Origin of the sequence: Vibrio hepatarius, from assembly GCF_011806575.1 — a bacterium.
GTDB lineage: Bacteria > Pseudomonadota > Gammaproteobacteria > Enterobacterales > Vibrionaceae > Vibrio > Vibrio hepatarius_A.
The window spans coordinates 1-25,136 of record NZ_JAATOO010000040.1 but is presented as its reverse complement, the minus strand read 5'-3'; the positions used below and the strand labels follow the sequence as shown (position 1 = coordinate 25,136).

Sequence of the window (25,136 nt, the reverse complement as noted above, 5' to 3'; positions counted from 1 at the left end):
CAAGAGAGACTGCTTGAGCAAGTGGAAAAGCAGCAACGAAGTAAGATCGATTGGCCAACTCTTGCTCAGCAACTTCTATGCTTTGATATTGCCACGCCTAGTACGTCCTTAATCGGTCAAGTACCTTTTGTGGTAAAGGCAGATAGAGACTCTATGTGGCATCATGATCACCGTACTTTCATACAGCATTGGAATGAAGATGGCAGAAAGGTACTGCAAGGTATCTCTATGTTCGTCACTTCATTATTGATCTGGATTTATCTTCCAGTACCCGGCGGGTTCATATTCCCGATGCTGGCTGCCATATTCTCATCACTCGTCCCTACCATGCCACCAAGCATTATTAAGGATGCTTTTTTTGGTGTAATAGGCACTGGCTCAGTGATTCTTCTGCAATATATTTTCTTAATGCCAATGATGACCGAGCTATGGCAACTTGGACTGTTCTACTTCATCAATATCATCGTGATTTGGAAAGTGTTTGCGACACCAAAGCTGATGGTGCACAGAATCTTAGGCGTTAATTTATTGGTTTCTTTGACATCGGGCGCACTCAACTTAACCCCTGTATATCGTATCGAAACACCCTTGCTGATGCTGGTAAACATTATGATCATTTTGATGATTGCCAAGGTATTTACTGATCTGTTCCGTGTTCGCGTTATGGCCTAACTCTCGTCTCTGTTTTTGACACTAAAGCCCTGCATTGCTTCTGCTCTGTGGGGCTTTTATTGCTCTCGCTGACCTTTATTTCGACCTCTTCGATAAAGCGAGGATAGTATCCATCAAAAGCGATTAACGTAATTTCGCTGCTCCTCATAAAATTTTCTCATTGATTCACGAAATGCAATTAAAAACACCGCATTCACAACGTCAATCACAGCAAACACATTTATCTAACTGAACAAGAAGTTCAGTGACACATTAACTGTCTGAGTCTCGAAGGTTTGAGGCTATTCAGAGTGGAAATCGTCATGAGTTTATTTGAAATACGCGCCAGCAAGACCTCTTTTATTACTGTGTTAGCTAGCGCACTAATGCTTACTACCCCCACTTTTGGCTTCGCCGCAGAAGAGACAACTTATCGTGAAATCATGGAACAAGGTAGCGAGATATTCGATAAATACGGTATCAGCCATGCTCTACCAAAACTGGCCATCAGTTCTTTGGTACAAGGAGATCATGTGGTTGAACACGCACACCGAACGGTTCAAATCGGCAACGAGGTTCGAGACTCTTCAGTGTTCCTTGTGAAGAACACGGACAGCAAAGGTAACATTGATCTGCGCATCAAATACAACCCTAAAGAACTGGATGAAAACGAAAAAGTAATTGATGAAATCGAAACCTTCACACGAACAGAGTACCGCCTTCGTAACTATGCGGAAAGTTTTGATCCCTCATCAGTAAGAGCGAAGGAAGATCAGAACGGCAATGTCATCATCAGCTTCAATTACTCGAAATACGGTCTCCCTCAAGACATCGCGTATTTCCGCTTTTTGAGTGTAGATATTGAGTTAGTCAATGGTGAGCCGAAGCGCATGATCATTCGAAACAATAAACCGTTTAAACATAACAAATACCAAGTAGACACTTACCATCAAGAGATCCAATTCCAGAAGTTGGAGTCAGGTAAAATTGCGATTGCCAGCAAACACATCGAGATTGTTGGTTCAAGCAAAAACAAGCCTGTAAATATGGTGAGCACCGTTAAGCCAGTAGCGTTCTATGAAGATAAGCTTGGCGTACAAGTGTTGGATGAGAAACTCTTGAATGAAGTTTCAGACCCACGCATGCATGAAGCAAGTGTCAAGCTTGACCGCACTTTCCCGTTAATGGGCGATATGGTGCGCCGTCAAGGTATCGACTTACCTCTGCCGTTTGGTGTGTCAATGGCTTACCGTAACCAAAATATGAACATCCCTTTTAACGATTTCATTATTGATGGCGTGCGTTTGAACGATCTATTCGATCCGGAAGATACTGTTGGTATCGTTAACGCAGAGAGTTTAAGTATACGTGGTGACGTCAACATTCTTCCTTTTTGGAATGTCTTTGGCTACATCGGAAAAGTCAATGTTGATGCCCATGTGGATGCTGGTTACACAGGTGAAGGAGGCCAATATCTCAAAGACAAGCTTAATGACCGCCTACCAGGCTTGGGGGATAAGTTCTGCGATTCGTTGTCTGCTCTATGTAATCGCGGACGAGTCAATGTGCCGATCCATCTTGATTACGATTTGCGCGGTGTGGGTACATCACTATCAGTTGGTTACAAAGAGTTCTTTGCTTCCGTCACAGGTACTTACTCCCAAACGCGTTTAAAAGGCGTAGATGATTGGGGTGACGGTATTGTCACGGTTCAGCCAATGCTTGGCTATCAGTTGGTCGACTACCGTGCTCAGTTCTTTGTGGGTGCTGAATACCAAGGCTTGGACTCTCGTATGGATGGCCGAGTCAAAAGCGGTGATATCGAGTTCGATTACGACATCGGTGTCGAGCTTAACCAGTGGGCGTTCATGACTGGTTTCAATAAGCAAATTGGCAAGAACTATAACCTGACCATGCTTTACAACAAAGGTGAAACACGTGACGCACTAACCTTGAACTTGGGTTATCGCTTCTAAGCGCACAAAGACACTAAGCACATACATTGGTAGGCCATTGGTTAGTAGGATTGCATCCTACAAAGGCGATTATTGAATATGTCACCGATGCCCTACCATTTGAGCCATCAATACAACAAGCCATCCAACCATTCACGGATTAATACCAAAGCGTCAGGACGTCGCTTGTTCGATGCCGTTTATCACTTTCGGTGCACGCACCAAATGACTTTTTGGACATAACAATGACTTTACTCAATCGCTCAACTTTAGCTATTACTATCACTCTTGCCTTAGCTGCCTGTGGTGATGATTCAAGTAAGCCCAGCGTTCCTTACAATCCACAGCCGTTGCAACCGTCACCACCAGAGCAAATCTCCTTGGAAATTGGCGATGCGACCATTCAAGCCACCAAAGAGTCTCTTGTCATCACGCCTCTTGATTCAGGTGAAAAACTGGCAGCAGTAGAAGCGTTCAAAGGTATCCAGTTTGCACAAGCAGACCGCTTTCAGCACAGTATTGTCGCACCACTTGAAGGTAATATTGATGCCACTCAATTTGGTGATGCTTGTCCGCAATTAAAAACCACGATGCAGTCGCAATCGGAAGATTGTCTAAATCTGAACATTTGGCGACCAGTAGGGACAGAAGCGTACGCTGATTTACCGGTTTACGTCTTCATTCACGGCGGAGACTTTGAATACGGCGCGGGGTCAGAGCCGTTGATTCACGGTGATATGGTGGTTGCACAAGGCGCCGACGATGGTAAGCCGTTTATTGCTGTGACTTTTAACTATCGTTTGGGCTTACTGGGCAGTGTTTGGGTAGATGGTTTGAAAAACCCAGAAGGCGGTAACTTTGGCTTGGGCGATCAAAAACACGCGCTTGAGTGGGTTCAGCAAAATATAGAAGCCTTTGGCGGCAATCCACAAAACGTGACACTCATGGGTCAAGGCGCGGGTGCGATGTCGGTGGGTATTTTACAGCAATCTAAAGGTAATGCTGCAATCGCAGGTGAGCACTTTCAACGTGCGATTATGCAGAGTAACGCTTACGGCTTTGAGTACAAAAGTTACGATGTAGCCAAGAGCCAGAGACCAGAACAAAACCTTGAAGAGCTTACGTTAGCACCGCTTGACGAAGTCATGAAGGTTCAAGGTGACATACTTGACCCTATTCAGCGTCTCAAGAGCTGGGTACTGACCGCGGCTAACATTCCGTTAATCAGCCCGACACGAGACAACAGCCCATTAGCCACGTTGATGCCTTTTGCGCCGTACATTGAGCACCGCCCACCAGCGTTGCTAGTGGAAGAAGTACCAGGCCATCACTTTACTGAACAAGCTATTGAGAGTGAGTGGATAGTACCGACTGTGATTGGCTCAAACAGCGCAGAAAGCAACACGCTGGGCATGCTGCCGAGCCTGACGTTTTTGATCCCAACTATCCTTGAAATGTTGAGCCAAGAAGCGTCAGACATCATCGAAAGTGGCGACGAAACCTTAATCGTCGAATACATGGGAGAGTGGCTAGAGTCGGAAACGAATGTGAGCCGCTTGCGCACGGAATATCGGGCACTGCTTAACGACTCTGCGTCGATTGATCTTGACCTGTCTGACTTGTTAGAGCGACTGCCGAGTAGCGCTTATGAAGCGATGACCAAATTGTTCTTTGGTTTAGGGAACTCTGATTCGACAGCTGAGTTACTCGCTTTGGCTGACTTCTTCCCTAACGATGAAAACGAACTGGATGGTGCAGCCAAAAACATGCAGCAATTCAAAACCGCATTGCATGATTTGCTCTTCACTGGTCCAAATCGTTATAAGGTCTCACGTGAAGAAGCAACAGGCGCGACACCAAGCTTCTACTACTTTGACTACAAGCCAGGCTTCAATGTTTGGACTTATGACACCACAGGTGAAAACGGCGATTTAGATGTGGGTGACTTGCTCAACAGCATCAGCTGTATTGTGGGTGCCTGCGATGCCTCTGAATTACCATTTGTGTTTAATAAAGCATTAAAGCTTGACGGCTCGAGTGTTCGACCAGGTAGCAAAGACAAAGCAATGATGAACGAACTCTCTCGCATGTGGTTTAGTGAGCGTTTATTTGAGGACTTTCAATACAACACTGCGACCGATCGAGTATTGCTGATCAATAACGATGGCGGTATTCAATCTACACAAGACTGGGACAATGCCAATCACTCAGGCATCGATCCAAAACTTCGTCAAGGCCGTCTCAACGGTCTCGAGGAACTCGGACTGATTCTCAGCCACATGTAACTTGATATCTAAAAGCCAGTTCGCTGGCTTTTTTCATCTTTATTCCTTTGAACTTAATTAGGAAGGTTTACTCATGTTTCCTAACTCCCTTCGTGCTCTGCTGATCTTTACCTTCAGCGCGCTATTAGTCGGCTGTGCCCAGCCTTACCCTAAAGTTGAACCTGATTTTGAAGCCAATTGGCAATCTACACAGCATCAAGCCGATGTATACCTAATACCCTCTGCTCCAGAGGCCTTTGCTCGTCGCATTGAACTGGTAAGAAACGCTCAGACAAGCATCGATATGACATACTTTTCTTGGGAGAGTGACACGCTTGGTTTGATGTTATTAAGTGAACTCAAGCAAGCAGCAGATCGAGGCGTGCAAGTTCGGCTCACGCTTGATGATTTATTAGTGTTTAACGAGAAATGGCTTGCTGACCTCACCGTTCACGACAACATTCAAATCCGTTTATTCAATCCGTTTGATTCACGTAGATCAGGCTGGATTGGTCGCGCCGTTAACTTCTCTACTCATCAACAAAATTTGGACCATCGTCTACACGAAAAGTACTTTAACGTCGATCATCAATGGATGATTTTAGGTGGACGCAACATCGGCAACGACTATTTTGGTTACAGCCACAAGGCCAACTTCTTTGATATGGATGTGTTGTTTAAAGGCAGCATCATTCAAGCGTTCGATCAAAACTACCAACAGCTTTGGGACAGCAAACATGTCACGCCAATAGAAAATATCGTTAAAGTAAGCCCAAACTATTCCGCGTTTGCTAAAGCGGTCAATAAAGGGGAGAAAGACAAAAATATCATTCTGGCTGAAGTTGAAAAACAAGTTAAAAAACTGACTAGCCCCAACTTCATCACCGCTCATGTAACCCCCGTTTTCGATTCATTAAATAAGTTAGAAAACAACAAGCCATACTTTAGAAAACGCGCAGAACATCAAGTTTGGCAACAGATAACTGCAGCAAACAAAGCGGTGATCTCAACCCCTTACGTGGTACCAAGCAACCATGAGTTTACCTTTATTGATACCTTAATGGAGCAAAAAACGGACATCACTTTAATAACGAACTCCTCTGCTTCTAATGATTCTGGGTTTATTCCGGCTTATTACGAGGAACATCGTCAAACGTTGTTGGATAAAGGCGTAAATATACTGGAGTACAAAAAACAAGCAAAAAATGACGACCACTACTTCCATGCGGATACTTATTATCACAACAAAACTGTGGTACTCGACGATCAACTTACTTATATAGGCTCATCAAACTTCGACCCAAGATCTGATTTCCTCAATGTGGAATTTGGTGTGTTGATCCATAACGAAGCCTTTGCAGAACATGTCATGCACTACTTAACTCGACAAGAAGATGAACTGTTTTGGCGAGTATCTCGAAATGAACAAGGCCAAACTCAGTGGCAATCAATGGATCAAACCCATACGAAGAATCCAAACTATGGTGGATGGCATAAAATGCCCAACTGGATATTCAAGCAACTGAATGGCGAGTTCGAACTCTGAACAATCACGCATAAAAAAGGCTCTCTATCTGCATTGATGAGAGCCTTTTTTTTATGACCGTTAAAACTGCGTGCCTAGTGAGAAATTAATGCGAAATTGGTCTCCACGTGGCGCATCTAACCCGTAAGCAAAATCAACTTTGACGGGCACGTATTTTGAATTCCATATCAAACTCAACCCTGTACCACTTTTCCAATCCACCTTATCATTGAAGGCATCACCAACATCGTAAAATGCACCAAGCCATAGTTGGTGGTAGACCTGAGTTTGATATTCCAAGCCAGCGGTGAACATGTAACGGGCACCAGTTAAATCGCCATTTTCATCTCTCGGAGAGATAGACTCATAGCCATATCCGCGAAGGTTGCCATCACCACCCGCAAAGAAACGTAATGATGATGGGATATCGCTCAATGCGTCAGCCACGTTGATACCGACATTAGAACGAAAGTGAAACTTTTGTTTTGCGCTGATATCCCAAGACAGCATACTGTTGCCTTCAATACGCAGCAAACGAGAATCCGAGAAAAAGTTCGGATCCGAGTATTCCAATGAGTAAACGTGACGGTGCTTTACTTCTAACTGATCATTCTTGCGATCCAGCAATGAAAACGTCACACCCGGCAATAGCATCTGTGAGTCGTTATTTTCCGACGCTTGTTGATAACTCTCTTGCAAATAACGAACGTGCAGGGTGCTTTGCCAATCACTGTCTAACTGCCAGTGCTTCTCAAACGACAAATCATTTGAAAAACTCGACGTATCTCGATAGTCGACATGCTTAGATTCAAACTGGATCCCGTAGTAATCCGTCAGGACATTTTGGGTCGGAATTTTGTAGCCAAGCAGCAGTGACTGTTCCGGTTTTGAAGCGTACGCTTGTGCCTCAAAACTATGTCCACGTTTGTTATACCAAGGTTTAGTCCAATTCAGCGAAGCACGTAATCCCAAGTCTGTCGAATACCCACCGCCGACTTGCACGATATTGCGTGAGTTCGGCTCTGCAAGCACTTCTATCGGCACCTCTTGGCTATCGGATATCTCCTCGAAATCCGCTTTCACAATCACACTGCGAAACCAATCAGTGCCAGAGAGGTCGGCCTGATATTGACTCAGTTTTACGGTGTCAAAATCGTCGCCCCATTCAAACGTTCGCATCGCTTCTATTCGCGCTGGCTCAACACCCGATGTTGGTACCGATAACTCACCAAACTGGTAACGCGAACCGCTAGAGAAATGCAGGTTCACATTTGCTTGATTCATACTCGGGATAACTTCCAAAGACGATTCGATAAAACGCCCATCCAAGTAACCTTTTTGCTGGGCTAATGAAGTCAAGTTTCGTTTTAAGGTATCATACTCAGAATGCAGCAGCGGCTGCCCTTGTTTAAGTTGGGCTTGATTGACTAACTCAAGGAAATCCTCATCGTTTGAGGCTTCACCAGACACGACGATATTAGATTTTGCTACCAACACTACCTCACCTACTTCCACATCTAGTACGATGAGCTCGTTCGCCCCTCTCTGAACGCTGAGCTTGGAATGGTAGTAGCCATAAGGGTTCAACGCTGACTTAACCAACTTACTGAGCAGACTTACGGGAATGTCATTGGCTGAAGTATCAGCTAACGGCATGAGGTAATATTCCAGATTCCTCTCTAGCGGTTTGGATAAACCTTTAATAGTAAATTCTGCAGCCAGTACGTCACCAAAAGGTATGAAGGCGAATACAGAAATTCCAACGAGTTTTTGGACGAGAGAAGCCACAAATCTGCCTTAGTGGGTTTGACACCCAACTAGGCTAATCGCACTCAAGAAATCACGTTAATCGTGTATGTAGGGTGCGCTCCTACAAATCTAGATATAATACGGCTTTGTTGTACTGTTTCCAGTTGGTAGTTTTGTAACGAGGTTTAGGCATGAAGCTACGGCGACTAATGGGTGTAGCCAGATCAGAACGTAGACTCTTGATTTCGTTCCATCGATTTAAGCAACGAAGCCAGTGTAAGGCAAAAAGCCGTTGGTAACGACCTATCAAGTCAGTGGGTATTGATCAACTAAATACACAGTGAAAGATTAGAAAAATTGGGTCAAATGGCAGTGGCTCGAAATGTTACGAGCAACAACTCTAAGAAGAAAAGGGGCATAAATAAGCTCGTTACTTAACTCTATAACTCCGTATCCCACTTTGTATATCTAACTTTAGAGTGCGTTAAATCAGCATATATAAAATAGATTTTATAAAGTTAGTGTTATTCGACTTTTATAACACAGCATGCCTATCGATAACTATTTGTCCAACATACAAAAAAGCGAGCCATCTAGGCTCGCTTTTTGGTTTAATTTTTTAGTTTCTAACTACAGCAATTCTACTGACTGTTGTGCGATAACCCATTCTTCATTGGTTGGGACAACCATCGCGACTGCGTCTAGTAACTCAGATTTTGCAATCACGCCTGCGTTACCAAAACGTGCGTCTTCGTTGCCCTTCTCGTCTTCCGCAAAACCAAGCAGTTTTAGGTTGCTTAGGATTTCACGACGAATTGGTAGTGAGTTTTCACCAATACCACCTGTGAAGATTACCGCATCTAGGTTGTCTAGTGGGATCAGGTAAGAGCCGATGTATTTCGCTACGCGGTAGGTAAACACTTCAAACGCCAGTTTCGCGTCTTCGTGACCGTTTTCCATCGCTTCAAGAATGCCACGTGCATCTGAAGTTAGACCTGACACACCCAAGAAACCAGACTTCTTGTTAAGCGTTTCGAATACTTGCTCTTGCGTCCAGCCTTTCTTCATTAGGAACTCGATGATGCCCGGGTCTAGGTCACCAGAGCGTGTGCCCATCATTAGGCCTGCAAGTGGAGTAAAGCCCATTGATGTATCAACAGATTGGCCGTTGCTGATCGCACAAACCGAAGCTCCGTTACCTAGGTGAACAGAAATGAAGCTCGCTTCATCGATTGGTTTGTTGAGCATTTTTGCCGCTTCACGGCTAACAAAGTAGTGACTAGTGCCGTGGAAACCGTATCGACGGATGCCATATTCTTTGTACAGCTCGTTAGAAATCGCGCCAGTAAACGCCTTCTTAGGCATTGTTTGGTGGAACGCAGTATCAAAAACAGCAAATTGAGGAAGGCTTGGGAAAGCGAGCATAGCTGCTTTAATGCCTTTTGCGCCTGCCGGGTTGTGGAGCGGTGCTAAGTCAGACAAGGCTTCAATTTCTGTTAATACTTCGTCGTTGATACGAACTGTAGACGTGAATTTTTCTCCGCCATGTACGATACGGTGACCCACGGCAACTAGGTTTTCGCTGAAGCCTAATGTTTCAATTAGAGCAACAATTCGGTTGATCGCATGTTGGTGATGATTATCCGGTGCTGTAATTTCTTCTTCGGTTTTCTCACCGTTGTACTTCCAGCTGATTACCGCTTCTGGTAATCCAAAGCATTCGCCTAGACCAGATACAATCGCGTCACCTGATTTAGAATCGATAACGGCGAATTTTAGTGAAGAGCTACCAGAGTTAATCACCAGTACATACGAATTAGACATTGGGGGTATCCTGTTTCAGACCAAGTTGTGAAAGCACTATGCTTCGATACTTATGCTTACCATTATTCAATATTTTTTGAATCTTTCAACTTTATTTGATGTCTTTTCCAGCAATCAATCAAATTTTGTTGATCTAACACAACCCTCAATTTATTTCGAAGTTAGAAATTAATATTTCGCTCACAAATAGAGCACTTTGTTCTCAGATTTTTCTTATGCAACTGCTCTTTCATCCTTTTATGTTACTGGAGTTTCATCGATAAATAAGCGCATAACCAGCAAAAAGCCCGCATAAAAAAACACCACTCAACTATTTTTGAATGGTGGCAAAGATCTACCTTTGATTCAATTTTTAGCCGTTAACTGCATGGCTGCCAAGTTAAGCTGATGGTTTCTCGCCTTGAGGGCATATCAACGTGTGAATCAATAATGGCGGTCACCTCTTTGAGCCTGTCTTCGCTTTCAGCAACGCAGCGAATGGTTAAGCTGCTTTACTCAGGGTTTACTGTCATGTAAGCCTGCCCGATTGGGAACCCATTGCGTTTAAAAAAGCATTTGGCATTCCACCTGTAAAAGTAGTACAAACATAGTAACGGCTACGCGCTCAAGTGCATTTGGGCTTTCGAGGTAAATGATGAATATCGGTGCAGTATCAAAACTAACGGGACTATCCAGCAAATCTATTCGACTGTATGAAGACAAAGGTTTGATCACCCCGCCGGGTCGCAGTGACGCGGGCTACCGAGAATACAGTGAGTTGCATATTCACGAACTCAACATGGTTTCGCGCGCTAAAAATGCAGGCTTTTCGCTCGTTGAATGTAAAGAGTTTGTCGAGCTGGCACACAATCCCAACCGAACCAGCCGCGAAGTGAAAGAAAAGACTCAACAAAAACTCAAAGAAGTCGAAGCGAAAATTCGCGAGCTGAAAGAGATTGAAAAGCAACTTAAGAGTTGGGTATCGGCCTGTCCGGGTGATGAAGGTAGCCAGTGCCCTATCATCGCCGAGTTAAGTAAATAACTCGATTAGGTTACTAAGCAAAACAAACACAATAAAAAGCCCAAAGCATAAGCTTCGGGCTTTTTTAATTTAGCTAAGACGCTTAGTGGTAAGTACACATTCGCTTGCCATCAACTTCAATAATGTTGAATGGCGTCTCGTAGATGCTTTCCAGAATGTCAGCTTGAATTACCTCTTCAACCTTACCTTGCGCGACCACTTTACCGTTCTTCAGCGCGATGATTTTATCTGAATAACACGCGGCAAAATTGATATCGTGGATAACCACCACAACGGATTTTTTCATTTCGTGCGCCAAACGGCCAACATTACGCATGATTTGCAGCGAGTGTTTAATATCCAAGTTGTTCAGCGGCTCGTCTAAGAAGACATAATCGGTATCTTGCGCCATAACCATAGCAATAAACGATAGCTGGCGCTGACCGCCACTAAGCTCATCCAAGTATTTATCTTGAATCTCATGTAAATCCAAATACTCGATAGCTTGGTCGATGATCTTGTTGTCTTCGGCAGTAAGCTTGCCTTGCGAGTATGGGAAACGACCAAACGAGACCATCTCTCGCACCGTAAAGCGCATCGTGATGTTGTTTGCCTGTCGCAATACCGCCAAACGTTTCGCCAACTCTTTGCTGTCCCACTCTGCGAGTTCTTTGCAATCGATATACACTTCGCCGCTGTCTTTGTTAACGAGTCGACTCGCCATCGACAGCAAAGTACTTTTACCTGCGCCATTAGGGCCGATAATCGCGGTCACTTTACCGTTCTCAAACTCGGCGCTCGCATTGTCGACCACCGCTGAGTGGCCAAATACTTTTTTGAGGTTCTTTAACGTAATCATATCTACCCTAAACGATCTTATTGCGTAGCAGCATGCTTAAGAAGTACAGCCCGCCGACAAAGTTAATCACAACACTGATTGTCGTTTCGAAGCCAAACAAGTTTTCTACTACCCATTGGCCGCTAAGCAACGTCGCGACAGACAATAGCGACACGCCCGCAAGTAGCACCTTGTGTTGGTAGCTGCGAAACAGCTCTCTGCTTAGGTTGGTTACCAGTAAGCCAAAGAACATCAACGGGCCAATCAACGCCGTGGCGATGGTAATTAACACCGCAGAGAGCATTAGCACGTGCAAGGTGACCTTTTTAACGTCGACGCCCAAGCTGGTTGCGTTATCTTTATCCAGCCAAAATACATCCAACGTGAGGTTGAGTCGGTACAATCGCCATGAGATAAACAAGAGCAGAGGCGTACAGAGATAAACCAGATCCACGTCGATGTTGTTGAAGCTAGCAAACATATTGGCTTGCACGCTGGCAAACTCATTGGGATCCATCAACATAACGAAGAACGACGAAATGCTGCCGAACAACTGACCCAATATAACCCCCAGTAACAAGAGCACCATCAGGTTTTGTCTCTCACCGCGGAAATAGAAACTAAACAGCAAGAACGAGAAGCCCAGCATCGCAATAACAGAAAGTACGAAGTTGAAGTAGCTGTTCATCGCGATACCGCTGAGGCCACCAAACATTACAACCACCAGCACTTTGGTAAACATGTAGAGCGAGTCAAAGCCCATGATGCCCGGCGTTAGAATGCGGTTATGGGTAATCGTCTGAAACGCCAATGCCGACTGCCCTATCGCTATCCCAGCGACCACTATCGCAATCACCTTAGGAACGCGGCGAGACAAGAAATACTGATAGTTATCAGCGTTAAGACCGACGCCGATAAATAACGCAGAAAAGACCAGCGCCATCAGCGCAAGTAACAGAAGTTTACTTCTATCTTGCATGACGCTCTCCTTTGAGAATAAAGAAGATAAACACGCTACCACCGAGAATACTGATGATGGTTGAAATTGGGATCTCATAAGGGAAGATGATCAAACGACCAGCCAAATCACAACATAAGACAATCAGTGCTCCGAGTAACGCGGTAAGAGGAATATTACGTCTTAAGTTATCGCCGTAAAAGCGGCTCACCAAGTTCGGCACGATTAGACCCAGAAACGGTAGCATACCGACGATCATCACTACCGAAGCCGACATGACTGAAACCAGTAACACGCCGATGATCAGCACTTGTTGGTAATTCAAGCCAAGGTTAACCGCAAAGTCCTTGCCCAAGCCAACCGCGGAAATGCGCGTCGCGTAGAGGTAGCTGAAAATCGCAAATGGAATCGCCACATACAGCAGTTCATAGTCACCTTGTAGCAAGTTGGCAAAGTTCGCGACCGTCCAACTTGAAAGGTTTTGCACTGCGTCGTACTTATATGCAACAAATGTCGCCAATGAATCGACCACGTTACCAAAGATGATACCGACCAAAGGTACAAACACAGCATTCTTAAACTGGATGCGATTGATAAACTGCACAAACAACAGCGTACCGCCCATCGATACCGCGAAAATGAGCCACAACTGGTTACCATTGCCAAAAAAGACCAAACTCAGCACGTAACCAAGCATGGCGCATTCAATCGTTCCCGATGTGGACGGCGAAGCAAACCTGTTCTGACTGATTTGCTGCATGATTAAGCCAGCAATACTCAAACCTGCGCCAGCAAGCAGTACAGCGGCTAAACGGGGAATTCGACTGGTGAACAATAAATCCCAGCTGTCAGCGTTACCACTGAGAAGTAATGGTAAGTTGAGCTTACCGATACCGACAAACAAAGACACGACACTTAAAACAATCAGTGCCCACGATAACTTCTTCAAAACAAACCTCTTGAAATAAAAAGCCTCAAGCGCATGGCTCGAGGCTCTTTTGCGAATCCGACGAAAATTAGTTCACGCTTGAGGCGAGCTTAACGTCTTCAATCATCTGTTCAGTCGCGCGCATACCGCCAATCGACAAGTACCAAGCATTGATATCTAGGTACGCCATTTTGTCGTTTTTGTAAGCGTCGGTCGCTTTAACAAGGTCGTTTTCGAACTCGCGTTTAACGTTGCTGCCCTTGCCTTTGTTGATCAGAATATCTTTATCAACGATAAGCAGTGTTGACGGGTTTTTCTCGCGGATGAATTCGTAGGAGATCAAATCACCGTGACGTGTATTTTTCACGCCATCAACGGTTTGAATGAAGCCAAAGTCTTTATAGATAGAGCCAAAACGAGACTGCGAACCAAAGGTCGTGATGTTGCCACCTGCGCTCATTACTGTTAGTGCATCCACTTTGTTTGCTTGGTTGTATTCGCGGATTTCTTCGAATGCACCGTCAAGTTGAGCGATTCGGTCTTCAACGAACTGCTGCTTCTCAAACACTTCGCCTAGTTTGCGCCACTCTTGTTGCGTGCTTTCCCAGTAGCCTTTCTTGGCATCCAACGCATAAACGATAGTTGGTGCGATCTCAGATAGCTCTTTGTACTTATCTGCGCCGCGAGGACCAACAATAATCAGATCAGGCTTTTGCGAGTAGATCGTCTCAAAGTCCGGTTCAAACAGACTACCAGCAGAAACAAAATCACCGTTGCGGTACTGCGCAAGGTACTCTGGGAACATACTGACGGTAGAGACGGCCACTGGCTCGATACCAAATGCTTTTACCGTGTCTAAAGGACCAAGACCAATCACGACAACACGCTCTGGGTTTGTCTCGACTTTGGTTTTACCTTGGGTATGTTCAATCTCAACAACCTTTGCATTGGCGCCCATCGTCACAATGGTCATTGCTAGCGCAACTGCCTTAAGTTTCATGCTATAAATCCTTATGCCTATCAAATGCAATGCATTATCATTTAGATTTGCATTATTGTCACTACCCAATCTCGATTTTTGCTACCAAGCGGCTAATGAGTAGGCAATTGTCGATAAAGCAAAAGGGAAAACAGAAACTCGCGGGATCAAAAAAGGAGACCAGAGGTCTCCTTAAAGTTAGAAAGATAAAGCTAGAAAAAGTCGATTTCGGAACGCCCGTTGCGCTTTTTGTCGCTGCCCTTTTCAGGTTTGTCAGCACTCTTATTGCGTTCCGGCATGGTGCTAGATTTGCTCTTATCGGCTTTTTTATTGCTGTTTTTCTTCGCTGGTTTCGGCGATGGTGCCACTTTTTTAGCTTCAGGCTCAGGTTCGCTAACCGGAGCGTCGCAAACCACGACATAATATTCTTGGTTAAACTCGAAAAAATCTCCGTCGTACATTTTGCGGCGTTTACGCGTTTCCAGCTCACCATTAACTGCTACGTAACCTTCGGCAATCAAATGTTTGGCTTCACCACCACCGCCAACTAAGTTAGCAATCTTAAATACTTTATATAGCTCAATAGGTTGCGATGAAACTTCAATACCGATAGCTTCAATTTCAATCTCTTCGCCTTGATCGAATTCTTCGCTCATAGCCTTCTCTTAAATACTTAATATCATTTGTTGCTGAGTCTAATCGCTCTATCAATAGAAATAAACTAAAGTTCGCCACGCTTTACCGAATGGCATAACAAACCTCTGACATAACTGACACACCGATGACCATCTTTCCTATCTGGAAAGGTTTGATTTCCACCTTTTCCGTCAGGTTTGACTTACATTAATCCTACAAAACAAACACATGGATGATTTAAACAATGAATAACAAGAGTAAAAAATCATGATGTCAGAAACCAAAACATTAGTTATCGATAGCCAGCCACTAATGCGTGACGCACTGGAGCAATTGGTTTTAGAAAGTCTGCCAAAGGCGCAAGTCTTCCAAACTAACTCCGCAATTTTTGGCGCGCAAATGGTACGAAATCAACACATTGATTTGGTCATTTTGGATGTTAGCTTAGAAAACTCGGACGGTTTTGAGTTTGTACGCCGCGCTCGAGCACACGGCTACCGCGGAAAGATCTTATTTATCTCAAGCAACTCGCACCCAATGTATGTCAACACCGCACAAAAACTGGGTGCGAACGGATACATTGCGAAAAGCGAACCTATTCCGGCGCTGAAAGAAGCGATCATCAGTGTGGTGAGGGGTTATGCAATGTTTAAACAAGGGCCTTGTCGTAAGCGCAGTAACGTCGCCCTTTCCAACCGCGAAACCATCGTTTTTAACTACCTAGTGAAAGGTTACACCAATAAAAAGATCTCTGAGCTTCTGTCGTTAAGCTCAAAGACCATCAGCACTTACAAGTCACGTATTCTTGAGAAGTACAGTGTCAGCTCGATTGTTGAACTGATGAACCTGCAAGAACACATGTACGTTGAGATGGCCGAACTCAAAAAAGATGTTGCTTAATCTTTGAAATCAAGAGCTGATGTAGTGGGCTACTTTGATTAACGAGTTTTAGGTAGGCAACGACCGACGGTAGCTGCTCCAATTCAAGACATTGGGGCAAAACCGTCACATTTATGTCTGGCCTCTTCTCAAACGACTTAAGGAGCGGCATAAATGTTGTACATTCGAGCCTATCCAACACCTCAAACAAACATGTCATATTATCGACCGTCGCAATCTTATTGATCCTAAAACCGTTGTTCTCAAGTGCTAACTTAATCGCCGCTTTCTTCTCTTGCCAACCTTTCATTTCCATGGTGACAAATGGCATTTTAAGCTTTTCTTCGATGGTTCTCTCTGCGTACTTACTCGAGCACAGGATGGCCCCTTCACACTTGCCCAAATGGCACTGATAGATAACCTTATTAACTTCAGAGTTAAAATACTGCACACCTAGGTCAATATTGCCTTCAACGATGTCTTGAACCGAATTGTCGTCCCAGGAAGTGATGTTAATTTCGGCATTTGGAAATGTGGTGATGAGATCGATCAGTAGTTCACTTCCAATGAGAAACTGAGCTACAGCGGGAAGTGCAATATAAATCGGCTCGTCGTAAGTTAGTGGGTTGAAATCTTCTTTTTGCACTGCACCATCAATCAACTCCAAACCTTGCCGAACAACTGGCAATAACTGCAAAGCAAATTCTGTTGGCTCATATTCATGTGCGCCGCGAACGAAAAGCGGATCACCTAATTGCTCTCGAAGTTTTGCCAAGTGTTTGCTGACTGCGCTTTCTGTCTTCCCCAGCTCCTTGGCTACGGGTTTCAGTTGTCGATACTTATCCAATAAGGTCAGACCCTTGAGTAAGTTCAGATCAAGTTGCGATTTCATCTAAGCTTAAGACCTTCAAATTTGAAGTGCATGCAGGACGCGAGCGCACAAAATACTTAGGTTAATACATAGTTACTAGTACATGAAAGCGGTTATTCATATTTTTGCACAACACTAAACTTTCAGCTCACGAACCAAACGCAAATTGACGCCATTTTAACGACAGAGTTCACAATAAAACTCCAATGCCATTGAATATAAAAGTGTAATCTCGTTTAGTTGATCAACTCGCGATATAAACAAGTAAAATACTTAGCTTTCATAGTATTGCAGTAGCATATCTTTAAACAAATGATCAACAAATCAGTGTTATCGAGCCGATGGTTAATCCATTAGCCTGAAGTTTGTTGCGGTAGGTACGTCATAATTTATGTCACAATCTCTTAGTAGTATTGCATTCACTCCCAAGGTTACAGAACAAGCCGATTACGCGATTTCTGTCGACGAGGAACAAGAGTTACAACCTTTGACTCTGACAGAAGCAGAATTAGATGAGTTGATGGATAAAAACGTTCGCCATATTGCGGATGTGTTGAATGACGGCCTGTTCTATATGTCCGATACCGGACACGTGCGCTTTTACTCTTCTACCTTTTACGAACAATTTGGCAACCTGACGGGTTGTTCTACCCTGCAGACTTGGCTTGAGCGTGTTCATCCACTCGACCGCGATTTACTCCAAAGCAAAGTTGATGAGTACATCCGACACGAAGGACGCAAGCTCTGCACACAATATCGAGTGAGGAATGAAGAAGGCAATTATATTTGGATACAAGGCACGGCTGTCACCAAAATCATCAATGGCAAACGCGTGATCATTGGGTGTCATAAAGGGGTTTATAACACCAAACGAAAACAAGCCTTTGCCCAACACTCTCGATTTGTTGAAAGCGGTGACACGTTGGCGAACGAACATAAGCTCGAGTTGGACATTGAAAACGCCTCGCTTGGTCCGGCAAAGCACAGTCTAATCTACATCCAGATTGCCAATATTCGCTCCTACTTGTCTTTATACGGCACCGGCATCATTAGCGATGTCCTAAACCACCTGAAACACGCTCTAAACTACTTTCCGCTCCACTCTCTTGACCTCTATAGCATTCGCTCCGATGACTTTGCCATTTTAATTAGCGGTGATTACACCCAAGACGAGTTGTTAGAGCTAGGACAAAGAATATCTCAGCGCTACTACGACTCGGTCAAAGCTAACGATTTTCTTTACGGCACAGAAATCAGCTTGGGTATTTATCCAAACTTTCCGAAACATAAAGGCACTGACGAAGCGATAAAAGTAGCCTCACGCACCAGCCAGTTCGCCAGCCAGCAAGATTCTCATCAGGTCAGCATCTACAACGGCAAAACCAAAGCAAAAGTAGACCGATACTTTTTTATCGAGAGAGAACTCGGTAACACCATTAAACAAGAAACGCTCTCGGTCAAATACCAACCGATTGTTTGTGCAAAACGCAACAAGGTCGCCAGTTTTGAAGCACTGGTACGTTGGAAGTCCAAAGAGTTTGGCGATATTTTCCCCGATGAATTTATCTCCGTCGCGGAAAAGAAAGGATTGATAGTCGACTTGGGTTACTTAGTGTTCAGCAAAGCGTGTGAATTCTTACATAAGTACAACACCACACATGAAAACCCAGTACGCATTAATGTCAACGTCTCGGTCATTCAACTACTAAACCATAGCTTCCCTGACACCGTCAAAACCATCGCCGACCAATACCAAGTCTCTCCGCACAATATCGTCCTTGAACTCACCGAAACACTTATCCTAGATGGCAATAGAAACGCGGTTATCCAACTCAACCGACTGAAAGAATACGGATTCCAGCTATCGCTTGATGATTTCGGCTCGGGATACAGCTCTCTGAACAGCTTTTTTGACTTGCCGCTACAACAGATCAAAGTCGACCGTTCAATTGCTCAACGCTCGATGACAAATCCAGCCACGTTTGAGTATCTGTCTTTCGTGACGCAATTATGCCGAACCTATGACGTCGACATTGTTATTGAAGGCATTGAAGACGCCAAAATGCAGCGGATGTTTACTGAGATGGGCGCATCATACCTACAAGGCTATTGGTTCTCCAAGCCGCTCTCGCTAGCAAGTGCCAGCCACTACACTCTGATATAGACAGAAACAAAAAAAACGGTCCGATTAAGGACCGTTCTTTTATCGATGTTAATGATTAGAACGCCGCTTCAATCGTGCCGTTAAAGGTTTGCTGTAGGTAATCGCGGATTGGTTGTGACTGATAGATTTCGACAAACTTCTTGTACTCAGCATTGTCTTTATCTTCAGTGCGGCTGGCGATCACCATTACCGCTAAAGGCGCGTCCTTCGCTTCAAGGTAAATGCCCTGCTTCTTAGGATCTAAACCTGCAGACATCACATAGTTCATCGTAATCGCGGCGGCATCAACATCGTCAAGTGTACGAGGCAGTTGCGCTGCGTCGACTTCAACAAATTCAAACTGTTTTGGGTTTTCAACAATATCGTTCAACGACGCTTTAAAACCGACACCGTCTTTTAAGCGGATAAGACCGGTATCAGCAAACAAGAGTAAACCACGGCCACCGTTAGTTGGATCGTTTGGAATCGCGATACGCGCTTGCTCAGGGAGCTCTTCAATCGAACGGTACTTGTTAGAGTAGAGCCCCATGCGCATCAAGATAGAGTTGCCCACTGAAACCAGATTCGCATTCTGACTGCTGTTGTAGTTGTCTAGGAACGGTTGATGCTGATAACTGTTCAGGTCGATGCTGCCATCTTCTAAAGCCGCGTTTGGCGTAATGTAGTCTGAAAACTCAACAACCTTGACGTTCAAACCGTGTTTTTCGGCTTCTTTAGCTACTGCTTCAACCACTTGAGCATGAGGTCCAACTGTCGCACCGACTTTGATCTCTTTACTTTCCTGTTCCCCACAAGCAGCTAAACCAAACACCAACGCAGCGATACCCAAAGATTGACCGACTTTTTTCAATCCCTTCACTATAAACTCCTTATTATTAGAATATAGACGTTTAGCCATCTAAACCGCCATAATACTGATAACTTAAGGTTATGCAATAGATTTACTAAAATAAAAACGCCGAATCCAGATATGAAAAAGCCGCCCTTAAGGCGGCTTTCTTATTAGAGTGAGGCGTTAAAATGAGGAGAGCGAGACCAGTTCTTGCGTATACGCGTGCTTAGGTTGAGTAAACAAGGTATGGGTATCACCTTGTTCAACAATCTGCCCTTGCTTCATCACTATCGTGTAGTGACACAACGACTTCACCACATTGAGGTCATGGCTGATAAACAGATAACTCAAACCGTATTTACTTTGCAGCGATTTCAGCAAATCTAACACCTGCGCTTGTACAGTGCGATCCAGCGAAGATGTCGGCTCATCCAATAGAATAAACTCTGGTTTTAGGATCAACGCGCGCGCTATCGCGATACGCTGCCTTTGTCCTCCAGAAAACTCATTGGGATAACGGTGGCGAGACGCAGGGTCAAGGTCGACCTCTTCCATCACCTCGATGATCATTCTCTCCATTTCCTGCTCATCTAGCTGTTGATGAACACGCAAACCTTCACCAATCACCTGAGCGACCGACATCCGCGGATTGAGCGCTGAGAACGGGTCCTGAAACACCACTTGCATCTTACTGCGATAAGGGAGCATTGCATTGCGGTCTAGCCCTTGTAGCTCCTGCCCTTCATAGCTGATTGAACCTTCTGAACGCACCAGTTTGAGGATTGCCATGCCGGTTGTCGACTTACCCGAACCACTTTCACCAACCAAGCCGATCGATTGACCTTTTTTCAGCTTAAAGCCCATATCGGTCACGGCTTTTACATGCGACACCACGCGTTTGAAGATCCCTCCAGTGATTGGGAACCACACTCTAAGACTATTCACCTTAAGAATCTCTTCTGACTCAAATTGAACAGGTACAGGCTCACCACGCGGGTCAGAGTCAATTAACAACTTGGTGTACGGGTGCTTGGGCGCATTAAACAATGCATGGCATTCACCTTCCTCAACAAGTTTGCCGTCCTGCATTACCGCAACTCGATCGGCGATACGCCTTACGATGCTTAAATCATGGGTGATAAACAACATCGCCATACCCAGCTCTTGCTGTAACTCTTTTAGCAAGTCGAGGATCTGCGCCTGAACAGAGACATCCAGCGCTGTTGTAGGTTCATCAGCGACCAAAAGTTCTGGCTCGTTTATTAGCGCCATGGCAATCATCACACGTTGACGCTCACCGCCAGACAACTCGTGAGGATAGGCATTAACCTTGATTTCAGGATGGCGAATACCCACCTTTCCAAGCCATTCAATCGCAATACTTTCGGCTTTCTTTTGTCTTACTCCGCGGTGAATTGACAATGTTTCCACCAACTGCTTACCGATTTTATGCAGTGGATTGAGCGACACCATCGGCTCTTGGAAAATCATACCAATGCGCCCGCCGCGAATCCCCCGTAGTTGTCGCTCTGAGCACGACAGCATATCGACCCCGTCAAAGTCGATACTGCCTTCCATGTAATGCGATGAACCTTTCGGTAATAGCTTTAGTATCGAGTTCGCCGTTACCGACTTACCTGAACCACTCTCGCCGACCAGAGCTAGAGTCTCACCTTTCTTCACCGATAGAGAAACTTGGTGGGTCACTTGCTCAATCGCATCACCACGCCCAAACCCAACCGATAATCCGTTGATCGTTAATACTGGTTTACTCATGCTTATCTTCCTTGTTGGTGCGGGTCAAAGGCATCACGAACCGCTTCACCGACAAAAACCAATAAAGTCAGCATCAGTGATAAAACGAAGAACGCAGAGAATCCAAGCCACGGCGCTTGCAAGTTGGCTTTGCCTTGCGCGAGCAGTTCGCCCAAAGACGGAGAGCCCGCGGGTAAACCAAAGCCAAGGAAATCAAGTGATGTCAACGTGGTTACTGAACCAGAGAGGATAAACGGCATCATGGTCAATGACGCAACCATCGCATTCGGCAACATATGGCGTAGCATGATTCGCTTGTCACTGACACCCATCGCGTGCGCGGCTCGGACATAATCAAAATTACGGCAACGCAAAAATTCTGCCCTAACCACCCCGACCAAACTCATCCAACTGAACGCAACCATAATCCCCAGTAGCCACCAGAAGTTAGGTTCGACGAAACTCGATAAAATAATAAGAAGGAACAACGTCGGCATACCCGACCAAACTTCGATAAAGCGCTGGCCAAATAAGTCTAACCAACCGCCGTAATAGCCTTGTGTCGCACCCACAGCAACACCAATAACACTTGAGATTATGGTCAGCACAAAACCAAACAGTACCGAGATCCTAAAGCCGTAAATGATCCGCGCCAGAACATCGCGTCCTTTATCATCAGTGCCTAGCCAATTCACTTCATCCGGCGCAGATGGCACACTGCCGCTGATGTTGAAGTTGATGGTATCGTAACTGAATCGGATCAACGGCCATACGATGTAGCCGTTTTCTTCAATTAGTTCGATGACGTAAGGGTCGGTATAATCTGCTTCTGTTTCAAACTCGCCACCAAACTCGGTTTCAGCGTATTGCTCAGCAATTGGGTAATACCATTGCGAGTTATACTCGACCAACAGTGGTTTATCGTTAGCGATCAGCTCGGCAAATAAGCTAATAACGAACAACACCACAAAGATCCATAACGACCAATAGCCACGTTTGTTCGCTTTAAATCTTAGCCAACGCGCTTCATTTAACGGATTACTTCTTTTCTTCGTCAACATTAACGCGCCTCAAAATCAATTCTTGGGTCAACCCAGGTGTAAGTTAGATCGGAAATGATGCTCAGAATTAAACCGAGTAACGTCATAATGTAGAGTGAACTAAATACCACCGGATAGTCTCGTTGGATGGTCGATTCAAAGCCCAGCAAACCGATACCTTCGAGCGAGAACATCACTTCAATCAACATAGAACCGGTAAAGAAGATACTGATAAACGCCGCAGGAAAACCCGCAATGATGATCAGCATTGCGTTACGGAAAACATGCTTGTAAAGAATACTGCGTTCATCCAACCCTTTTGCTCTCGCCGTGACGACATATTGCTTGTTGATCTCGTCAAGGAACGAGTTCTTGGTCAGCATACTCAAAGTCGCAAAGCCACCTATCACCATTGCGGTAATGGGTAACGCCAAGTGCCAAAAGTAATCGATGATTTGCTGATACCACGTCAATTGGTCAAAGTTGCTCGAAACCAAGCCACGCAGTGGGAACCAGCTGAAATAGTTACCGCTGGCAAACAAGATAATCAAAATAATCGCAAACAAAAAACCTGGGATCGCATACCCGACAATCACCATCGCACTTGACCAGATATCAAAGCGAGAACCGTGGTGAATCGCTTTTAATATCCCTAGAGGAATGGAGATCAGGTAGATAATCAAAGTACTCCATAACCCTAATGAGATAGAGACGGGTAATCGCTCGACAATCAAGTCAATGACATTGCCACCTTTAAACAAGCTTTCACCAAAGTTGAAGGTCGCGTAGTTTTTCAGCATCTCCCAATAGCGTTCGTGTAAGGGTTTATCGAAGCCAAATTGTTTTTTAATTGCCTCAACAACTTCTGGGTCTAGACCGCGTGAACCTTTGTAGCCCGAAGGATTGATATCATCGCCAGTACCGAGGTCAACTTCGCTGCCGCCACCTGCGAAACGCTCCATAATCCCAGAGGTATGTCCTTCCATCTGGGCAATAGCTTGCTCGACAGGGCCACCGGGTGCGATCTGGATGATGAAAAAGTTGATAGTGATGATCGCCCACAATGTGGGGATCACCAATAAGAGTCGTCGAAAAATGTAGGCTGCCATTAAAACCTCTAGCCTGTATATCGGGTTAAGTACTTATGCATAAAATCAGCGGCGCTTTTCAGGCAGCTTCATCGCCTTTTCTTTTGAAATCCACCACGTGTCTTGGCCAAGGTCATATTTCGGCATCACGTCCGGGCGTTCAAACTTGTCCCACATTGCCACTCGGTAAGTGCCTGAATGCCACTGGGGAATAATATAAAAGCCCCATTGCAATACGCGGTCTAACGCGCGGCCAAGGTCAAGTAACTTAGCGGAGTCCTGCTGATTTTTAGCAATTTCTGAAGTGAGGTAGTCAACCACTGGATCGGTTACCCCAGCGGTGTTGTAGGTAGAGTCTAAGTAGTTGGAGTTCCAGACAATCATCAAATTCGGGCTTGGATATGGATTTGCTCGGTATGTTGAAGAAATCATATCAAAATCTCGATCTCGCAATCGCTTTGTAAATTGTGTTAGATCAACCGTACGGATCTTCATGTCGATCCCCATCAAACTCATATTTTTCTGTAGAGGAATGGCGATACGCTCAGTCGTCGGGCTGTAAATAAGAAGTTCGAAACTCAGTGGCTCTCCAGTCTGTTTATTGACCATCACCTTGTTTTTCAGCTCCCAACCCGCTTCTTTAAGCAGTTTAAACGCGGTACGCATTTGCGAACGAATACGACCTGAGCCATCGGTGACTGGCGGCTGATATTCTTCCGTAAACAATCGTGGTGGCAGCTTGTCTTTAAACTGGTTGAGAATAGCTAACTCACCTTCAGATGGCAGACCTTTCGCTTCATAATCGGTATTTTGGAAGAAGCTGCGTGTGCGTTTGTACTGGTCGTAGAACATATTCTTGTTCATCCACTCGAAGTCCATCGCATACGTTAGCGCTTCTCGTACTTTAGGGTCTTTAAATACATCACTTTTAATATTAAAAACAAAACCTTGGGTACTTTCCGGTTTCTGGTGAGGGATCTCTTGTTTAATGATATAGCCGTTATCGAAGTTCGCACCGGTATACGAGTTTGCCCAGAATTTTGCTGAGGTTTCTAAACGAAAATCAAACTCTCCCGCTTTAAACGCTTCCAGCATTACCGTATCGTCTCGGTAGTAGTCGTATCGAATGGTTTTGAAGTTGTTGCGGCCCACATTAACCGGTAGATCTTTGGCCCAATAATCGTCGACGAGCGAGTACGT

The 25,136-nt window shown here is 44.9% G+C and carries 20 protein-coding genes and 1 pseudogene; 7 read left to right on the top strand and 14 right to left on the bottom strand.

What is annotated here, in order from left to right; translation table 11 throughout:
- The 4 genes and pseudogenes from HCZ42_RS20565 to HCZ42_RS20550 all read left to right on the top strand — a co-directional run.
- Positions 1-672 (top strand): annotated as a pseudogene (locus tag HCZ42_RS20565) (FUSC family protein); the annotation flags it as partial.
- Between the two features lie 302 nt (positions 673-974).
- Positions 975-2,627 (top strand): hypothetical protein, encoded by a 1,653-nt coding sequence (locus HCZ42_RS20560; RefSeq protein ID WP_167422561.1) that lies wholly within the window; start codon positions 975-977, stop codon positions 2,625-2,627.
- A 224-nt stretch (positions 2,628-2,851) separates the two neighbouring features.
- Positions 2,852-4,891: a carboxylesterase family protein gene (locus HCZ42_RS20555; RefSeq protein ID WP_167422560.1), complete on the top strand. Its 2,040-nt coding sequence runs from the start codon at positions 2,852-2,854 to the stop codon at positions 4,889-4,891.
- A 73-nt stretch (positions 4,892-4,964) separates the two neighbouring features.
- On the top strand, positions 4,965-6,416 hold the full coding sequence (locus HCZ42_RS20550; protein ID WP_167422559.1) for a phospholipase D family protein: 1,452 nt from the start codon (positions 4,965-4,967) through the stop codon (positions 6,414-6,416).
- Positions 6,417-6,476: 60 nt separating this feature from the next.
- Here HCZ42_RS20550 and HCZ42_RS20545 read toward each other — a convergent pair whose 3' ends face one another.
- The 3 genes from HCZ42_RS20545 to HCZ42_RS22145 all read right to left on the bottom strand — a co-directional run bounded on the left by HCZ42_RS20545 (position 6,477) and on the right by HCZ42_RS22145 (position 10,447).
- Entirely contained in the window at positions 6,477-8,183 is a 1,707-nt protein-coding gene (locus HCZ42_RS20545) for an autotransporter assembly complex protein TamA (protein ID WP_167422558.1), read from the bottom strand.
- Between the two features lie 591 nt (positions 8,184-8,774).
- The gene (locus tag HCZ42_RS20540) at positions 8,775-9,968 is read right to left on the bottom strand and encodes an acetate/propionate family kinase (RefSeq protein ID WP_167422557.1); all 1,194 of its coding nucleotides are present in this window, start codon (positions 9,966-9,968) and stop codon (positions 8,775-8,777) included.
- A gap of 359 nt (positions 9,969-10,327) precedes the next feature.
- A complete protein-coding gene (locus HCZ42_RS22145; protein ID WP_368484201.1) occupies positions 10,328-10,447 on the bottom strand; it encodes a hypothetical protein in 120 nt (39 codons plus the stop codon).
- 155 nt (positions 10,448-10,602) lie between these two features.
- Between HCZ42_RS22145 and cueR the strand changes: the two genes are divergently transcribed.
- Positions 10,603-10,989, top strand: coding sequence for a Cu(I)-responsive transcriptional regulator (gene cueR / locus HCZ42_RS20535; RefSeq protein ID WP_167422562.1), 387 nt, complete (start codon positions 10,603-10,605; stop codon positions 10,987-10,989).
- 82 nt (positions 10,990-11,071) lie between these two features.
- On the opposite strand, the gene vctC is transcribed toward cueR, so the two are convergent.
- From vctC to HCZ42_RS20510, 5 genes are all read right to left on the bottom strand, one after another.
- Positions 11,072-11,827 (bottom strand): iron chelate ABC transporter ATP-binding protein VctC, encoded by a 756-nt coding sequence (vctC, locus tag HCZ42_RS20530; RefSeq protein ID WP_167422556.1) that lies wholly within the window; start codon positions 11,825-11,827, stop codon positions 11,072-11,074.
- Between the two features lie 7 nt (positions 11,828-11,834).
- Positions 11,835-12,785 carry an iron chelate uptake ABC transporter permease subunit VctG gene (gene vctG / locus HCZ42_RS20525; protein WP_167422555.1) on the bottom strand — a complete coding sequence of 317 codons (951 nt, stop codon included), beginning with the start codon at positions 12,783-12,785 and terminating at the stop codon, positions 11,835-11,837.
- Positions 12,775-13,713, bottom strand: a complete 939-nt coding sequence (gene vctD, locus HCZ42_RS20520; protein ID WP_167422554.1) for an iron chelate uptake ABC transporter permease subunit VctD — start codon at positions 13,711-13,713, stop codon at positions 12,775-12,777. The genes vctG and vctD overlap by 11 nt, the downstream gene beginning before the upstream one ends.
- 67 nt (positions 13,714-13,780) lie before the next feature.
- Complete coding sequence (locus tag HCZ42_RS20515) at positions 13,781-14,692, bottom strand: siderophore ABC transporter substrate-binding protein (protein ID WP_167422553.1); 912 nt, start codon at positions 14,690-14,692, stop codon at positions 13,781-13,783.
- Between the two features lie 191 nt (positions 14,693-14,883).
- Positions 14,884-15,327 (bottom strand): RNA-binding S4 domain-containing protein, encoded by a 444-nt coding sequence (locus tag HCZ42_RS20510; RefSeq protein WP_167422552.1) that lies wholly within the window; start codon positions 15,325-15,327, stop codon positions 14,884-14,886.
- 247 nt (positions 15,328-15,574) lie between these two features.
- Here HCZ42_RS20510 and HCZ42_RS20505 point away from each other — a divergent pair, with 247 nt between their 5' ends.
- A complete protein-coding gene (locus HCZ42_RS20505) occupies positions 15,575-16,207 on the top strand; it encodes a response regulator transcription factor (RefSeq protein WP_167422551.1) in 633 nt (210 codons plus the stop codon).
- On the opposite strand, the gene HCZ42_RS20500 is transcribed toward HCZ42_RS20505, so the two are convergent.
- Complete coding sequence (locus tag HCZ42_RS20500) at positions 16,188-17,078, bottom strand: LysR family transcriptional regulator (RefSeq protein WP_167422550.1); 891 nt, start codon at positions 17,076-17,078, stop codon at positions 16,188-16,190. The two genes, HCZ42_RS20505 and HCZ42_RS20500, sit on opposite strands and share 20 nt — an antisense overlap.
- A gap of 370 nt (positions 17,079-17,448) precedes the next feature.
- On the opposite strand from HCZ42_RS20500, the gene HCZ42_RS20495 reads away from it, so the two are divergent.
- Entirely contained in the window at positions 17,449-19,221 is a 1,773-nt protein-coding gene (locus tag HCZ42_RS20495) for an EAL domain-containing protein (RefSeq protein WP_167422549.1), read from the top strand.
- Between the two features lie 55 nt (positions 19,222-19,276).
- Here the strand turns inward: HCZ42_RS20495 and HCZ42_RS20490 are convergent, their stop codons facing one another.
- The 5 genes from HCZ42_RS20490 to HCZ42_RS20470 form a co-directional block, all read right to left on the bottom strand.
- Positions 19,277-20,080 carry a MetQ/NlpA family ABC transporter substrate-binding protein gene (locus tag HCZ42_RS20490; protein ID WP_167422548.1) on the bottom strand — a complete coding sequence of 268 codons (804 nt, stop codon included), beginning with the start codon at positions 20,078-20,080 and terminating at the stop codon, positions 19,277-19,279.
- Positions 20,081-20,236: 156 nt separating this feature from the next.
- Positions 20,237-21,829 carry an ABC transporter ATP-binding protein gene (locus tag HCZ42_RS20485; protein WP_167422547.1) on the bottom strand — a complete coding sequence of 531 codons (1,593 nt, stop codon included), beginning with the start codon at positions 21,827-21,829 and terminating at the stop codon, positions 20,237-20,239.
- A 2-nt stretch (positions 21,830-21,831) separates the two neighbouring features.
- A complete protein-coding gene (locus HCZ42_RS20480) occupies positions 21,832-22,869 on the bottom strand; it encodes an ABC transporter permease (protein WP_167422546.1) in 1,038 nt (345 codons plus the stop codon).
- Positions 22,869-23,957 carry a microcin C ABC transporter permease YejB gene (locus HCZ42_RS20475; protein WP_167422545.1) on the bottom strand — a complete coding sequence of 363 codons (1,089 nt, stop codon included), beginning with the start codon at positions 23,955-23,957 and terminating at the stop codon, positions 22,869-22,871. Before HCZ42_RS20475 ends, HCZ42_RS20480 begins: the two co-directional genes overlap by 1 nt.
- A gap of 45 nt (positions 23,958-24,002) precedes the next feature.
- A partial coding sequence (locus tag HCZ42_RS20470) for an extracellular solute-binding protein (RefSeq protein WP_167422544.1) occupies positions 24,003-25,136 on the bottom strand: 1,134 nt, incomplete at its 5' end.